Genomic DNA, 15,268 nt, shown 5'->3' with positions numbered 1-15,268 from the left:
CGGGTGGCCGCCGCCGGCCCCGCCGTGCTCGGTGCCGACCATCCGGCGGTACGCATGTCTCGGGAGTACCTCGGCGACGCCGCTCCCGCCCCGCAGCCCGTGGTCCTTCCCGCCTCCCATCCTGGCCCGGCTGGCCGGTCGGCCCGGGGGGCTCTGGATGAACCGACGGTGTCCCTGGCCGCGCTCTCCACGCTGTGGAAGCCGCACGACGCCTCGACTGCGGCACCGCCCTCAGCGTCGGTAGCCACGCCGGCCATCGATCATCCCGTTTCCGGCGAGCCTGGAAGGGCGGCCGTCTCTCACCCATCCGGCTTACCCCAGGGTTCCGTCGTACCGCCGCCACCGGTCATTCCGGCGGCACCGCCGACCTTTGCGGCACCGCCGTCCTCTGCCGAGCCGAACCCGCCACAGATCCCGCCACCGCCCATCGTGCCATCGGCAGCGGCGTCGCAGATCCCGCCACTGTCCGCCGTACCGCCGGCAGCGGTGCCGCAGATCCCACGTCAGATTCCCGCATCCGCCGTGTCGCCTGACCCTCGGATACCGCCGCCGTCCGCCGCACAGGTTCCGCCTCCGCCCGCGGTGCCTCCGCCACCAGTGGTGCCGCAGGCGCGGACCGCCTTTCAAGATCAGTCAGTCCGGCCGGTCGACCAGGCCCGATCGGCTGCGGTGCCACCCGCGCCGATGGTGCCGCCGGTCTCGCCTGCCGTCGTGGCCGAGCCCGTCGGCACGGTGCCGGCTCCGTCGTCGCCCGCTGCGCCGCCCACCGGGGCGTCGCTCGCGGCGCCGCACCCGCCGCCGACAGGGGCGGTTCGTCAGCGGGTCGAGGACGAGGAACAGACGGGCGTGCTGCGTCCCTATCCGGCCGCCGACGGGTCGGCGTCGGCGGGGAGCGGGGCCGCGTCGACCGGGCATCCGGAGTGGGCCCGGCCCACGATCCGTGTCCAGCAGATCGGGCCGCTGTTGGACGAGGAGGCGGCGCGGGCCGGTGGTCCGTCCGTACCGCCGGAACCGGCAGCTGGTGTGCCCTCACCGGTGAGTGCGGCCCCGGCCTGGTCGTCGGCGGTGGCCGGACCCTCGGCCGAGGGGCTGCCGGTCAGTGCTCCACCCGCCTCGGTCTGGTCGGTCAGCGCGCCACCGGCGCCTGGGCAGCCCGCCGAGGCACCCCGGAGCCTGGCCCAACCGGTCAGCGCACCGCCCATCAGCGCACCGCCCATCAGCGCACCGCCCATCAGCGCACCGCCCATCAGCGCACCACCGGTCAGCGGACCACCCGTCAGCGCACCACCGACGAACGGACCACCCGGCTGGGCACCACCGGTCAGCGGACCACCCGTCAGCGGACCACCCGTCAGCGGACCACCCGTCAGCGGAGCACAGGTCAGTGGACCACCGAGCTGGGCGCCACCGGTCAGCGGACCACCGACGAGCGGACCGCCCGTCAGCGGACCGTCCGGCTGGGCACCACCGGTCAGCACACCGCCGGTCAGCACACCGTCCGTGCCCGCGCACGGCGCCGCGCTGGTCAGCCCGACGGCCGGCCCGCACGAGATGACCGCACCACTGCCGCAACCCGGCCCGACCAGCGGACCGCCGGGTTACCCGGCGACCACCGGAGCGGGCGGCCACCCAGCGTCTACCAGCGGACCATCCGGGTATGCGTCGCCGTCCAGCGGAGCAGCCACCGACGGACCGGCTGAACGCCCACCGACCAGCGGAGCACCCGTCAGCGGGCCGGTCGGCTACCCGCCGACGAGCGGAGCTTCCCACCCCGCACCTATGCCGTACCAGCCGGTCAGCGGTGCGTCGTACGGCCAGGTCGGCGGACCCGGCCCGTACGGGTCGGGTGCCCAGCCGCACGGCCCGGCGGCCTATCCGCAGCCGGGCGGCCAGGGTGCGCCGCCGCCCTATCCGGGGCCGGCCGCGTCGCCGGCCTGGAGTCGGTCCGGTTCGCAGCTTCCGGGGGTCGCCGCGCCGTACCAGGGACCGTTGGCGATGCCGGGCGGGGAGCCGACGGCGGGTCGCAACCGGGTCGCGATCGTGGTGGCGGTGGTGGCGGTCCTGGTGGCCCTGGCCGCCGTGATCGGGGTGGGTCTGCTGGTCCTGGACCGGCGGGCCGCACCGCCGACGGAACCGACGACGCCGTCGCTCGGTGCGGTCGGCCCGCCGCCGGGGAACCTGACGATGCGCGACGACACCACGACGATCACGTTGACCTGGACGGACCCGTCGGACGGGCTGGTGCCGTTCATGGTGGCCGGCGGGCGGAACGGGCAGTCGTTGGGCATGATGGCCACGGTGGACCCGGGTCGGACCAGCTACACGGTCAACGGGTTGAGCACCCTGGTGAACTACTGTTTCGCGGTGCTCGCCGTCTACGACACCGACCAGTTCGCCACCTCCGACCAGGTGTGCACGTCACGGTAGCCGGCCCCGACCCGCTGACCGGCGGGTGACCGGTCCCGATCGGACGATCCTGGCGGGACACGCCGACGACACGCCACGCTGGGTGTCCACAGGCGGACGGTGCGGGTTCCCGGCGTCCGCAGCGTGACCATATGATGGCTCCCGGCTCAGGGGAGGGGTCGCCGGACGGGGGCGCCACCTGCCGAGACGACACGGGAGGCTGCCGGCTGTGGCGAGCATCGACGAGGCCGTTGCGACCCGGACCCCACGATCCCGGTCCCGGGTACGCGGTGGTCTGGTCACCGTGGGTACGGTGCTGGCGTTGCTGGCGGCGATGGGCCTGACCGTGCTCGGTCTGGGTTCGGCGGACAACGCGGTGGCCAACTACGACGCCAGTTCGTGGTTGTGGAGCGCCGCGCGCAGCGAGTTGGCGCGGGTCAACGGGGTCACCGCGCGGGTGGACACCCGGACCGAGGTGCCGGCGGCGCGGCGGCATCCGATGCAGGTGACGCAGACGGACCGGCTGCTGGTGCTGCGGGATCTGAACACCGGCCAGATCAGCACGTTGGATCTGGCGACGTTGCAGATCACCGCGACCACGCCGACCGCTCCGGGGCTCGGGGTGAGTGTGGCGTTGCACGAGGACGCGGCGTTCGTGGTGGACGCGGTCCAGGGTGTGGTGCGGCAGTTGGATCCGCGTTCGCTGGCCCCGGTGGGTGAGCCGGTCCGCTATCCGCCGGGGATCACCGGCGGCGCGTTCGACGGCGAGGGCCGCCTGTGGGTGGCGGTGCCGGCCGAGGGCACGGTCTCGGCGATCACACCGGCGGTCCTGCCGTCGGAGGCGGCGGACTCGCCGGTGGGTTCGCCGCGGGTGCAAACGTACGACGTGGCTGAGGCGAGCCATGAGTTGGTGGTCTCCACGTTGGACGACGGGGTGGCGGTGCTGGACCGCACGGCCGGGGCGTTGGTGACGGTCGTGGCCGGTACGACCCGACGCACGCCGTTGGCGTCGACGTTGACCGGTCCCGGCATCCTGCCGGTGCGCACCAGCGGGCCGGTGGTGCCGGTGACGGTGCCGGGGCAGCGGCAGGTGCACGCGATCGGCGACGGTGGCGAGGTGCGGTCGTTCACGGTGCCGGGCGATGGTGACCGGCTCGGTCCGGCGGTGGCCTGGGCCGGACGGTTCTACTGCGCGGACGAGGCGGCGGGCACGGTGTACGCGTTCGACGCGACGGGTCAGTTGACCGACACGATCCGGGGCCGCTGGGGTGGCCCGCTGGAGTTGGAGGTGCGGGAGAACTACCTGTTCATCAACGCGCCGGACGCGGCGACCGCGCGGGTGGTCGACGATTCGCACCAGGTGCGGGAGGTCGACAAGTACGCCAACGACGTGCTCGGAGGCGATCCGCCGCCGGAGCCTCCGCCGCCGCCTCCGCCGCCGAAGAAGCCGCAGGTGAGCAAGCCGGGTGCGCCGCGCAACGTGAGCGCGGCGGCCGGCGACGCACGGGCCAGGGTGAGTTGGCGGCCGGCGGCGGCCAACGGTGCCGAGATCATCCGGTACGTGGTGGAGGGTGCAGGGCAGCGGCTGGAGGTCGGCGCGAACCAGCGGTCGGTGGAGGTCACCGAGCTGACCAACGGTGAGACGTACCGGTTCTCGGTGCACGCGGTGAACGCGAAGGGCGCGGGTCCGGCCCGGACCAGCAACCCGGTGACGCCGACCGCGGAGGTGCCGGACGCGCCGACCGAGGTGACCGCCGAGGCGCGGGCGGACGGCACGGTGGTGGTGAGCTGGCCGGAGGCGAACGGGCAGGGCAACACGATCGCCCGGTACGCGGTGTCGGCGACCTCGGCGGGCACGAACGCCCCGGTGGGTGAGGCGACCGGCACCGAGCTGGTGGTGAAGGCCGGTGAGCTGGAGTACGGCACGCAGTACGCGTTCACCGTCGTCTCGGTCAACGACAAGGGGGCCGCGTCGCAGGCGTCGCCGGTGAGTAACACGGTGGTGCCGTTCACGGTTCCCGGCGAGCCGCTGGAGCTGCGGGCGGGCACGGTGGCCGACCAGCCGGGGACGGTGGCGGTGCAGTGGTCGCCGGCGGTGGCCAACGGTCGGCCGGTGACCGGTTACGTGGTCGAGGTGGGTGACAAGCGCAGCGAGGTCACCGACACCCGGGCGACCGTGGGTGGGCTCGGTGACGGGCAGAACGTCACGGTGCGGGTCCGGGCGGTCAACGAGGCCGGCGAGGGTGCGCAGGCGACGACGACGGCGCGTACGGTGGCCGCGCCCCGGGTGACGGTGACCGGTTCGTCGGCGACCGCGACGGCGGCGACGGTGACGTTCACCGTGGACGCCGGCGGCGGTGAGGCCAGTTGTACGCTGTCCCGGTCGGGTCAGCCGGCGAAGAGTGGCCCGTGTTCGAGCATCACGATGAGCGGGTTGGCCCCCGGCACCAGCTACACCTTCACGGTGACGGCGACCAACGCCGCCGGCAGCGGCACCGCCACCAGAGCGCAGCAGACCGACGCCATGTACGGCATCGCCACCTGCAACAACGGCGACTCAGGCGCTGAGGCCACCTACTGCGACCGGGACCGTGACGGCCGCAACGGCAACGAGATCTTCTCGGTCGCCCGGCAGGACAACGACCGCCAGGTCGGCTGGGCGAAGCCCGGCACCCGGTTGAAGGCGCTGTGCAAGCAGCGAGGCGAAGAGGTGTACGCGTACATCTACAACAACGAGAAGCGCAGCACCTGGTGGGTGCAGGTCGAGTACAGCGGACGCAACTACATCCCGTGGGCCTGGCTCAACCTGGAGGGCGGGGACGACATCGGCGTCCTGCCCACCTGCTGATCCACCCCAGGCGAGGAGCACCACCGTGAACAGCCAGGAACCGCTCAACCAGCAGGAGGTGCAGGGCTTCGCCGCCCTCGCCGCCCGGCTGGCCGAGAACGTGAACACGGTGGTGCTCGGCAAACCGCAGGTGGTGCGGCTGGCGTTCACCGCGTTGTTCGCCCAGGGGCATGTGCTGCTGGAGGACGTGCCCGGGGTGGGCAAGACGACGCTGGCCCGGGCGATCGCGGCGACGGTGCAGGGACAGTGGCGGCGGATCCAGTTCACGCCGGACCTGCTGCCCTCCGACGTGTCCGGGGTGACCATCTTCAACCAGGCCACCCGGGGCTTCGAGTTCCACCCCGGCCCGGTCTTCGCCAACATCGTCATCGCCGACGAGATCAACCGGGCGTCGCCGAAGACGCAGTCGGCGCTGCTGGAGGTGATGGAGGAGCGGACGGTCACCGTCGACGGGGTGCGGCATCCGGTGCCGCAGCCGTTCCTGGTGGTGGCCACCCAGAACCCGGTGGAGATGGACGGCACGTACCGGCTGCCCGAGGCGCAGCTGGACCGGTTCCTGGTGAAGTTGTCGGTGGGATATCCGGACGAGTCGGTGGAGGTGGAGGTGCTGCGCGGGGCGACGGTCCGCTCCCCCGAGGCGCTCGCGGCGGTGACCGACACCGCCACCGTCGGCGAGATGGTCCGGATGGCCCGGCGGGTGCACATCGCCGAGCCGCTGTACGCGTACGCGGTGCGGCTGGCGGCGGCCACCCGCACCCATCCGCAGGTCCGGGTGGGGGTCAGTCCACGTGGGGTGATCGCGTTGACCCGGGCGGCGTGCGCGTACGCGTTGATCGACGGGCGGGGCTGGATCATGCCGGAGGACTTGAAGACGCTCACCGAGCCGGTCTTCGCGCACCGGCTGCTGCTCACGCCCGACGCCCAGGTGCGCGGGGTGACCGCCGCGGACGTGCTGCGGCAGGCGGTCGCCTCGGTGCCGGTGCCGCTGCCGTCGGGCCAGCCGGCCCCGGCGCACCCCTGACCGGCGAGGTCTGGCGTGGGGATCACCGCCCGGGGCATGGGTCTGCTCGTGGCGGCCGCGCTGCTGCTGGGGGCGGGTTTCCGGTTCGGGTACCCGGAGTTGACGTTGCTCGGCGCGGCGGCCGGCACCGCACTGGCGGTCGCTGTGCTCGCGGCGGCCCGGCGGCCCCGGCTGCTGGTGTCCCGACGGGCCGACCCGGACCGCGTGGCCCGGGGTGAGCCGGCGGCGATGACGTTGACCGTCCGGAATGCGGGGCGGGTGCCGGCGGCGAGCATGCTGGCCACCGACCGCTGCGGTGACCGGGTGGTGCCGGTGCCGGTGCTGCGGTTGCGGCCCGGCGCGGACACCACGGTCAGCTACCCGGTGCCGACGAGCCGGCGTGGGGTGGTGCCGGTCGGGCCGCTGCGGGTGGTCCGCCGCGACCCGCTCGGCCTGGTGGTGCTGGCCCGCTCCTACGGCGATGTGGTGCCGGTGTGGGTGCACCCGCGTGTCCATCCGCTGCGGGCGGTGCCCACCGGCGCGGGCCGCAGTCTCGACGGGCGGGTCGACGCGGTGCCGCACGGTTCGATCACCTTCGACTCGCTGCGGGAGTACGTCGTCGGTGACGAGTTGCGTCGGGTGCACTGGCGCACCAGCGCCCGGGTGGGTGAGCTGATGGTGCGGGAGAACGTGGACACCAGCCTGCCCCGGATCGTGGTGCTGCTGGACAACCGGGCGCTCGCGCATCCGGACCGGGTCGGCGGGCTGGCGGAGTCGTTCGAGTCGGCCTGCGAGGCGGCGGCCTCGGTGGTCACGGCGGCGGTCCGCGAGGACCTGCCGGTGGTACTGCTGTTCGTAGCCGCCGAGGACACGTCCGCCGGGCCGGGCGGCACCGGGCCGGGCGACGGAGACGGCTGGGGCGGGAGCGCGGCGGGTGGCGGTGCCGGCGGCGACGGGTCGGGGACCGGTCCGAGTGGACCGTTGGATCGACTGGCGGCGGTGACGCTTACCGGCGAGGGCACGCTGGAGGCTGCGGCGGCGCGGCTGCGCCGCGACCGGCTCGGCGACACGCTTGTCGTCCTCACCGGACCGGGAGCGAGCGACGATCTGGGGCACGTCGGGGCGCTGCGCGGCGCGTACCCGTCGGTGGTGGTCGGGATCTTCGGGGCGGCGGAGCCGACGCCGCCGGGCGCGGCCGGGCTGGTCGTCGTCGACGCGGCCGACGGGGCGGCCTTCGCCGCCGAGTGGGACGGGGTACGCCGGTGGTGAGGCTGCTGCGGGCGGTGGCGGTGCCGGCGACGCTCGTCGTGCTGGTCACGCTGGCCGGGGTGGTGCTCGGTCGGGTGTACGCGGGGTCGCTGCTGACGATGCTGGTGGCCGGCGCGGCGGTCGGGTCGGTGCTGGTCAGCGTCGTGGCCCGGCGGCTGCCGTCCTGGCTGGTGGCACCGGTGTCGGTGCTGGCCATGCTCGGGTGGACGGCGGTGTCCCTGCGGGTGGCGGCCACCGACGCACAGCTGCCGGGCGGGTTCGTCGAGGTGGCGGGCGACGCCGCCGGCAACGCGATTCCCCGGTTGCTGACCGCGATGATCCCGGTGCAGGCCACGCCGGACACGGTCCTGCTGCCGGTGGTGGCCGCCTGGCTGGCCGGGCTGGCCGGCGCGGAGGTGGCGCTGCGGGCCGGGCGGGTGCTGCTGGGCTACCTGCCGCCGGTGCTGCTGCACGCCGGCGCGGTGTACGTGGTCGGACCCAACGCGGAGCCGGCGATCGGCGCGACGGTGGCGGTGGTGGTGACGGCGGCGCTCGGGTTGGCCGTGTCGTCCCGGCCGCCGGACGGCGACCCGGTCGACGGGCTCTCCCCGGCGGGCCGGTCCGGGCTACGGGCCCGGCTGGCGGTGGCCTCGGCCGCCGGTACGGCGGTGGTGGTGGCGCTTGCCGCGCTGCTCGGCCCGGCGGTGGCCGCCCTGGTGGAGACCCGACCGGTGGATCCCCGGCGCTACGTGCAGCCGCCGCAGGTGGAGACGCTCGACGAGAACCCGCTGATCCGGATCTCCGGTTGGGCGTTGAATCCGGAGCAGGAACTGTTCCAGGTGGCGACCGACCTCCCCGGCGGCGCCGGCCTGACGGACCCGGCCGACCCGGGGCAGGGCACGGCGGCCGGCGATGCCGCGGCACGGATCCGGTTGGCCGTGCTCAGCGACTACGACGGCGTCACGTGGCGGGTGGGCGCGACCTACCGCAACGCCGGCCGGGTCCTGCCCGCCACCGAACCGGCGCCGTACGCCACGGTCGAGACCGTCCGGCAGGAGATCACCGTGGGTGACCTCAGTGGCCGGCTGCTGCCCGCGGTGCCCACCCCGCGAGAGGTCAGCGGCGCCCGGGTCGCCTACGACCCGGGCACCGGCACGCTGATCCGTCCCGAGGGTCTCACCCCCGGCCTGCGCTACGCGGTCACCTCGGCCCGCGAACGCCCGGACAACAACCTGCTGGCCACCGCGAACACCCCGGCCGGCGACGCGGTGGCCCGGGTGCTGCACGTTCCCGACGGGGCACCCGAGCAGTTGCGCCGGCTGGCGACCCAGCTGGCCGAGGAGAACGGCGCGCCGTACGCGCGGGCGGCGGCGATCGAGCAGTGGCTGGCCGAGCACTACCGGCTGGTGGCCGACGCGCCGAGCGGCCACGCCTACCCGAATCTGGCGTTCTTCCTGTTCGGGCCGCGCAACGGTGGCGGGCAGCGCGGCACGTCCGAACAGTTCGCGGCGTCGTTCGCGGTGCTGGGTCGGCTGGCCGGGCTACCGACCCGGGTGGCGGTCGGCTTCGCCGCCCCCTCGTCGGGTCCGGTGCGGGCCGCCGACGCGTACGCCTGGCCGGAGGTGCTCTTCGACGGTCTCGGCTGGGTGGCGTTCGACCCGCTGCCCCGGCCGGACGAGGAGCCCCGGCCGGTGGAGGAGGACTTCCGCCCGCAGCCGGAGGACCCGCCACCGTCGGAGCAGCCGGAGCCCACCCTGGAGCCGACCGCCTCGTCACCGGCGCAGGCCGCACCCGGCGGGCCGGCCGACGGCGGCGGCGTACCGACGCCGGTGCTTGTCGGTGGCACCGGCGGTGGTCTGCTGCTCGTCGTGGTGGCGTTGCTGGTCACCCTCGCTGGGCTGCGCCGGGCACAGACCCGGGCCCGGTTGCACCGGGGCGACCCCGGCCACCGCATCGCCGGCGCCTGGCGGGAGCTGACCGACACGCTGCGGCTGGCCGGCCAACCGGTCGCCGCGGACCTGTCCGCCACCGAGGTCGCCGCCGTGGCTGGACGAACCCTGGCCGAGGCCACCCGTCGCGACGTCGTCACCGCCGAAGCCACGTCCACCGTCAACCGCACCGATGCCGAAAACACCGCCGACGAGGACCGTCCGGTGTCGACGGCGGCGCAGCTCGCCGTCGATGACCTCGCCACGCTGATCAACCAGGTTGGCTTCGCGCCCGGCACGGCTACCGCCGAACAGGCCGAGATCGCAGCCGAGGCCGCCACCACCTACAGCGCGACGCTGCGCGCCGCCCATCCCCTCTGGCGTCGCCTGCTCTGGGCGGTCCACCCAGGCCCCCTACGCTGGCCCCGCTAACCCCATCCGCCTACCTTGAATGCGGTCGTGGCACCTGACAGAAAGGATCTTTCGCAACCTTTCGGGTGCCACAACTGCATGATCGGCGACGCGGTGCGGCGGAGGGATCGGCGATCAGGCGGTGGCTCGGAGGCGGCGGACGAGTTTGCGGAGGCCGGACTGCCAGCCGTCGGGGTCCTCGGCGCGGCGGCGGGCGTAGTCGGCCACCTCCGGGTGCGGCAGGATCAGGAACCGTTCCTCCGCCATTCCCGCGACCGCAGCGGCGGCCACGTCGTCCGGGCTGAGCACCGCGCCGGAGGCCGCGATGATCCGGGCACCGAGGTGCCCGGCGGCCAGTCCGTCGGCCAGCATCGGGGTGTCGACTCCCTGCGGGCACAGCGCGCTGACCCGGATGCCCTGGTCGCGGTAGGTCACCGACAGCCATTCGGCGAACCCCACGGCGGCGTGCTTGGTGGTGGTGTAGGCGGCGTCGCCGACGGCGGTCAGCACTCCCGCCGCCGAGCAGGTGTGCAGCAGGTAACCACTGCCCCGGGCGAGCATCGCCGGCAGCACCGCCCGCGCGGCGTACACGTGGGCGAGCACGTTGACCCGCCAGGACCGTTCCCACCCGGTGTCGTCGACCTCCACTCCCCCGCCGGTGCTCACTCCGGCGTTGGCGCAGAACACGTCGATCCGGCCGTGGCGACGTTCGGTGTCGGCGACCAGGGCGCGTACCTGTTCCTCGTCGGTGACGTCGACCGCGACCCCACGGGCCAGCGGGCCCACGGCGGCGGCGACCGCCTCGGCGGCGGCACCGTCGAGGTCGGCCAGGACCAGCGCGGTGGCGCCCTCGGCGGCGAACCGTCGGGCCAGTGCCGCACCGATCCCCCCGGCCCCGCCGGTGATGACCGCTACCCGGTCGGTGAGGTTCACGCCGCCTCCTTGGCGTCGCGGCCGAGCCGGGCGAGCAGCGTGGTCAGGGCCGCCGGGTCGGTGGCGGTGGTCTCCGGGGTGGGCAGCAGCGCCAGCACCGGTACGTCCACCCCGGCGTCGACGTACCGGTTCACCTGTGCCCGGCACCGCTCGGGTGAGCCGTGCAGGATCAGCGCGTCGACCACCTCGTCCGGGATCGCGGCCAGGGCGGCACGGCGGTCGCCGGCGGCCCACGCCGTCCACATGCCGGCGAGTGCCTCCTGCCGGCCGAGCCAGCGGTGGAACTCCGCGTACGCGGGTACGGTCAGATAGCTGGTGATCATCCGTCGGCCGAGGGTGCGGGCGTACCCGGCGTCCTCGGTGGGACAGACGAAGATCCGGGCGACCACCTCGAACTGCGCCCGTCGTCGCCCCAGTTCGGCCACCGCCCGGGGCACGTCGGTGGCGGCGAGCCAGTTGAGGATCACTCCGTCGGCCTCGGCGGCGGCCAGCCGCAGCATGCCGGGACGCAGCGCGGCCAGCAGCAGCGGCGGCGGCACCGCCGGCGGCCGTTCCAGGGTGAACCGGCGGACGGCGAAGGTGTCGAAGGCACCGTCGACGGTCTCCCCGCCCAGCGCCGCTCGCAGGAAACGCAGCACGTCCCGGGTGCGTCGGAACGGTTCGGTGAACTCCACGGCGTTCCAGTCGGAGACCACCACCGGCGACGACGCGCCGATGCCGAGGGCGAACCGGCCGGGGGCGACGTCGGCGAGCGCGGCGGCGCTCATCGCCAGCAGGCCGGGTCCACGGGTGAACGCCGGGGTGATCGCGGTGCCCAGCCGCAGCCCGGGTTGCCAGGCGGCGGCCAGCGTCAGCGGGGTGAACGCGTCGGCCCCGTTGACCTCGGAGGACCACACGTCGGTGAAGCCGGCGTCGGCGAGGGCCGCGTACACCGCGGCGTGGTCAGCGAGCGGGATTCCGCCCATCGGCACCGTCATTGCCCATCGCGTCGTCATCGGTCGATGGTGCCCGGCCCGGCCTCGTCGGGCAAGGTCACGGTGGCGGTCGCAGGACCGTCACCAGCGCTAACCTGTCCAGCGTGACCTTCTCCCTGGTGGCCCGCTCCGACGACGGCCGACTGCACGGCGTCGTCGTGGCGAGCCGGTTCCTGGCCGCCGGCGCCCTGGTGCCGGGTGCCGCGGCCGAGGTCGGCGCGATCGCCACCCAGGCGCACGTGAACCTGGCCTACCGGCCGCAGGGGTTGGCGCTGCTGCGGACCGGCGTGACCGCCGCCGGGGTGGTCGCCGGCCTGGTCGCCGCCGACCCGGAACGCGATCACCGGCAGCTCGGTGTGGTCGCCGCCACCGGGTCGGGTGCCACCTGGACCGGGGTCCACTGCCGGGGGTGGGCCGGTGGGCAGGCCGGCGACGGTTGGGCGGCGCAGGGCAACATCCTCACCGGTCCGCAGGTCGTCGACGGGCTGCGCGACGCCTGGCTGACCGGTACCGACCTGCCGTTTCCGCAGCGGCTGCTCGCGGCGCTGCGGGCCGGCGAGGCCGCCGGGGGTGACCGGCGCGGCCGGCAGAGCGCGGGGCTGCTGGTGGTGCGCCGGGGCGGCGGGTACGGCGGCACCGGCGACACCATGATCGACCTGCGGGTCGACGACCATCCCGATCCGATCACCGAACTCGACCGGCTGCTCGCGGTGCACACCCTGCTGTTCAGCCGGCCCGATCCGGCGACCCTGCTGGACCTGACCGGTGCGTTGGCCGCCGAGGTCGCCGGTCTGCTGACCGCGCTCGGGTATCCGGCCGACCCGGCGGAGCCGGAGGACGCGTTGGTCGCCTGGGCCGGGTTGGAGAACCTGGAGGAGCGGCTGGCGCCCGGTCGGATCGACCCGGTGGTCCTGGCCCACCTGCGTGCCGCCGTTCCGCACGTGCCGGCGCCGCGCACCGCCGCCTGACAGCGCTCGGCCGTGGCTGGCTGCGGTCAGCCGCCGAAGGCGAGCAGCCGGATGCCGGCGGTGTCGAGAGCCTGCTGCTCGGTCCGGCTGCGCGGGCTGCGGCCGGTGGCCTTGCCGATCAGGGTCAGCCGGTCCCAGCCGAGGTCCGGCGGTAGGGCCTGCCCGCCGGTGAGCAGGTCGGCGATCACCCGGGCGGCGGTCGGGGTCAGCCACGGTGGTCGGTCCAGCGCCTCGGCCAGGTCGAGGCCGTGCACGCCGACCTCCACCACCCGGGTACGCAGGAACTCGGTGACCGTCATCGCGTCGCCGTGCCGGGTGCGTACCACCCGGTCGGCGGGGTGGGCGTCGACGGCGGTGAGGGTGGCCCGCCAGGCGCGGTCGAAGTCCGTGGCGAGCACCGCGCCGGTCCGGCCCGGCGACGGTCCGGTGTCGCCCGCGGCGGCCTGATCCCGGGCGGCGGCGATCCGGGCGGCGTCCACCGCCGGGAGGAACTTCGCCGCGCCGAAGTAGCCGGCGGCGTCGACCTGGGCGGGGCCGGGCGCCGGGGCGGCCAGCATGTCGGCCAGCCGGCCGGCTCCGGTGCGCACGTGGGCCAGCAGGTCGGCCACCGTCCACGGCGCGCAGCGGGTCGGGCGGTCCAGGTCCGACCGGTCGAGGGTGCGCAGTACCGCGCCGAGCCGGTCGCACTCGTCGTGGAAGGCCGACCGTACGGCGCCCATCGGCTCAGCCCTTGTAGCGGGGGACCAGACGGTGGACGGCGGTGAGTACCAGCGCCATCACCACCGCCATGGAGCCGGCGATGCCGGCGGCGCTGCCCGCGTAGCCGACGAACAACGGACGGCGGGACAGGTCCGCCGCCGGGGTGGACCGCAGATCCACCAGCCACCACAGGGCCAACGCACAGCCGGCGATCGCCAGCAACCCGGCCACGCCCAGCAGCAGGGCGGTGAGGCGGTGCGCGTCACCGGCCGCGACCTCCGCCCGTTCCCGTTGGGTGATCAGCAGCAGCAGACCGGCCAGGGCCGCCCATACTCCGACCACCAGGAACGCGGCGACCGCGTCGCTGGGCCGGTGCCAACCCGCCGACAGGGTGGCCACCCCGGCGGTCGCGGCGTAGCCGGCACCGATCACGGCGCCGGCGGCCCGCACCTTCGGCGGCAGCACGAGGACCAGGGCCACCGCCACCGACCCGGCGACCGTGGTGTGTCCGCTGGGCAGGCTGTTGCCGACGTACACCCGTTCCAGGTCGATGCCGTAGTCGGGGCGGCTCAGCCCGTACTTGAGCAGTTGGGTGGTGACGTTGGCGCCCGCGATCAGCAGGGTCGCCGCGACGGCGAGGGCGACCCGACCTCGGATCAGCGCGATGAATCCGATCATCACGGTGACCGCCAGCAGCGACACCACGGACATGGCGTTGAGGATCCGGTCGACCGGTTCCTCGATGTGGTCGCGGCCGATGCGGTTACCGGTGAGGGCCACCGTGTCGATCCACTGACCGACCTCCGTGTGCAGGGCGAACCGCCAGACGGCGATGAAGGCCGCCGTCTGGATGAGGGCCAGCACGACCAGCCAGACCGCTGTACCACCCCGGGGCGTCACGCGCACCCGCACAACTTAGCGGCACGCTCGCGACGTCCGGCCGGTGGCCCGCCCGTGGCGTGGCGATAGGTTGGCCCGGGTGAAGGAGGGCACGTGACCGGTACCTCGGAGCGGGACGCCACCACGGTCGGGCGGGGCGAGTCACTGGCCGATCTGCTCGGTGGGCGTCGGGGAGCCGTCGACGCCACCGTGCCGCCGGTCGCGTTCGCGGTGGGCTGGCTGGTGGCCGGTCGGTCGGTCCTGGTCGGGGTGGTGGCGGCCCTGGTCGCCGGGGCGGTGGTGGCCGGCTGGCGGTTGCGCCGTGGTGACCGGCCCCGGTCGGTGCTGGTCGGGCTGCTGGCGGTCTGTGTGGCCGCGCTGGTGGCGGTGCGCACCGGTCGGGCCGAGGACTTCTTCCTCGTGCAGGTGCTGGCCAATGCCGCCAGCGCGCTGGCCTGGGCGGTGAGCATCATCGTCCGGTGGCCGCTGCTGGGGGTCGTCGTCGGCACAACGCTGGGCCAGCGCGGACGTTGGCGACGTGACCCGGCGCTGCTGCGGGCGTACGGGCGGGCCAGTTGGGTGTGGACGGGAACCTACCTGCTGCGGGTGGCGGTCTTCGTGCCGCTGTATCTCGGCGGTCACGTGCTCGCCCTGACCGCCGCCCGGGTGGGGCTGACCTGGCCGCTGGTCGCGGCGGCGTTGGCGGTGAGTTGGGCCGTGCTGCGCCGGTCGCTGCCGGCCGGTCATCCGGGGCTGCGGCACCCGGTGCCGCCGCCGGCCGGCCTGGCCGCGAGCCGGCCGGACACCGGTGAGCCCGACGCGCCGGGGCTGGGACAATAAGGGAGAGGCCGCCACGGGGGGAGCGGCCTCTCCGGTGATGTACGTTACTCCGTCCCGGGCCGGATTGTGATCCCGGGGCGGTCACTTTTTTTCGCTATGTGCGCGCCGTGCCCGGCGGCTCGTAGGTGGTGGGG

At 74.6% G+C, this 15,268-nt stretch carries 12 protein-coding genes; 7 read left to right on the top strand and 5 right to left on the bottom strand.

The features are described 5' to 3' along the window. Window positions 1-857: 857 nt before the first annotated feature. Entirely contained in the window at window positions 858-1,493 is a 636-nt protein-coding gene (locus V5O40_RS16680; protein ID WP_332906322.1) for a hypothetical protein, read from the bottom strand. Window positions 1,494-1,779: 286 nt separating this feature from the next. Between V5O40_RS16680 and V5O40_RS16675 the strand changes: the two genes are divergently transcribed. The 5 genes from V5O40_RS16675 (at window position 1,780) to V5O40_RS16655 (ending at window position 9,862) form a co-directional block, all read left to right on the top strand. Beyond that, the gene (locus V5O40_RS16675; protein ID WP_332906318.1) at window positions 1,780-2,427 is read left to right on the top strand and encodes a fibronectin type III domain-containing protein; all 648 of its coding nucleotides are present in this window, start codon (window positions 1,780-1,782) and stop codon (window positions 2,425-2,427) included. A gap of 217 nt (window positions 2,428-2,644) precedes the next feature. After that, the gene (locus V5O40_RS16670) at window positions 2,645-5,254 is read left to right on the top strand and encodes a fibronectin type III domain-containing protein (protein ID WP_408631897.1); all 2,610 of its coding nucleotides are present in this window, start codon (window positions 2,645-2,647) and stop codon (window positions 5,252-5,254) included. A gap of 25 nt (window positions 5,255-5,279) precedes the next feature. Next, complete coding sequence (locus V5O40_RS16665) at window positions 5,280-6,275, top strand: AAA family ATPase (protein WP_332906295.1); 996 nt, start codon at window positions 5,280-5,282, stop codon at window positions 6,273-6,275. A 15-nt stretch (window positions 6,276-6,290) separates the two neighbouring features. Continuing rightward, a complete protein-coding gene (locus V5O40_RS16660) occupies window positions 6,291-7,523 on the top strand; it encodes a DUF58 domain-containing protein (RefSeq protein ID WP_332906294.1) in 1,233 nt (410 codons plus the stop codon). Further along, on the top strand, window positions 7,499-9,862 hold the full coding sequence (locus tag V5O40_RS16655; RefSeq protein ID WP_408631894.1) for a transglutaminaseTgpA domain-containing protein: 2,364 nt from the start codon (window positions 7,499-7,501) through the stop codon (window positions 9,860-9,862). The genes V5O40_RS16660 and V5O40_RS16655 overlap by 25 nt, the downstream gene beginning before the upstream one ends. A gap of 114 nt (window positions 9,863-9,976) precedes the next feature. On the opposite strand, the gene V5O40_RS16650 is transcribed toward V5O40_RS16655, so the two are convergent. Together V5O40_RS16650 and V5O40_RS16645 are read right to left on the bottom strand one after the other, a co-directional pair. Next, entirely contained in the window at window positions 9,977-10,774 is a 798-nt protein-coding gene (locus V5O40_RS16650; protein WP_332906292.1) for an SDR family oxidoreductase, read from the bottom strand. Beyond that, window positions 10,771-11,751, bottom strand: a complete 981-nt coding sequence (locus V5O40_RS16645) for an LLM class F420-dependent oxidoreductase (RefSeq protein ID WP_332906317.1) — start codon at window positions 11,749-11,751, stop codon at window positions 10,771-10,773. Before V5O40_RS16645 ends, V5O40_RS16650 begins: the two co-directional genes overlap by 4 nt. Before the next feature lie 101 nt (window positions 11,752-11,852). Here V5O40_RS16645 and V5O40_RS16640 point away from each other — a divergent pair, with 101 nt between their 5' ends. After that, complete coding sequence (locus V5O40_RS16640) at window positions 11,853-12,716, top strand: DUF1028 domain-containing protein (RefSeq protein ID WP_332906291.1); 864 nt, start codon at window positions 11,853-11,855, stop codon at window positions 12,714-12,716. A gap of 26 nt (window positions 12,717-12,742) precedes the next feature. Here the strand turns inward: V5O40_RS16640 and V5O40_RS16635 are convergent, their stop codons facing one another. Together V5O40_RS16635 and V5O40_RS16630 are read right to left on the bottom strand one after the other, a co-directional pair. Beyond that, window positions 12,743-13,435 (bottom strand): maleylpyruvate isomerase N-terminal domain-containing protein, encoded by a 693-nt coding sequence (locus V5O40_RS16635; RefSeq protein WP_332906290.1) that lies wholly within the window; start codon window positions 13,433-13,435, stop codon window positions 12,743-12,745. 4 nt (window positions 13,436-13,439) lie between these two features. Next, window positions 13,440-14,327, bottom strand: a complete 888-nt coding sequence (locus tag V5O40_RS16630; protein ID WP_332906289.1) for a phosphatase PAP2 family protein — start codon at window positions 14,325-14,327, stop codon at window positions 13,440-13,442. 81 nt (window positions 14,328-14,408) lie between these two features. Between V5O40_RS16630 and V5O40_RS16625 the strand changes: the two genes are divergently transcribed. Next, window positions 14,409-15,134 (top strand): DUF3159 domain-containing protein, encoded by a 726-nt coding sequence (locus V5O40_RS16625; protein ID WP_332906288.1) that lies wholly within the window; start codon window positions 14,409-14,411, stop codon window positions 15,132-15,134. Window positions 15,135-15,268 lie beyond the last annotated feature (134 nt).

Origin of the sequence: Micromonospora palythoicola (assembly GCF_036689795.1) — a bacterium.
Taxonomy (GTDB): Bacteria; Actinomycetota; Actinomycetes; order Mycobacteriales; family Micromonosporaceae; genus Micromonospora; species Micromonospora palythoicola.
The sequence above is the reverse complement of the archived record's forward strand: the minus strand, read 5'-3'. Positions and strand labels throughout refer to the sequence as shown.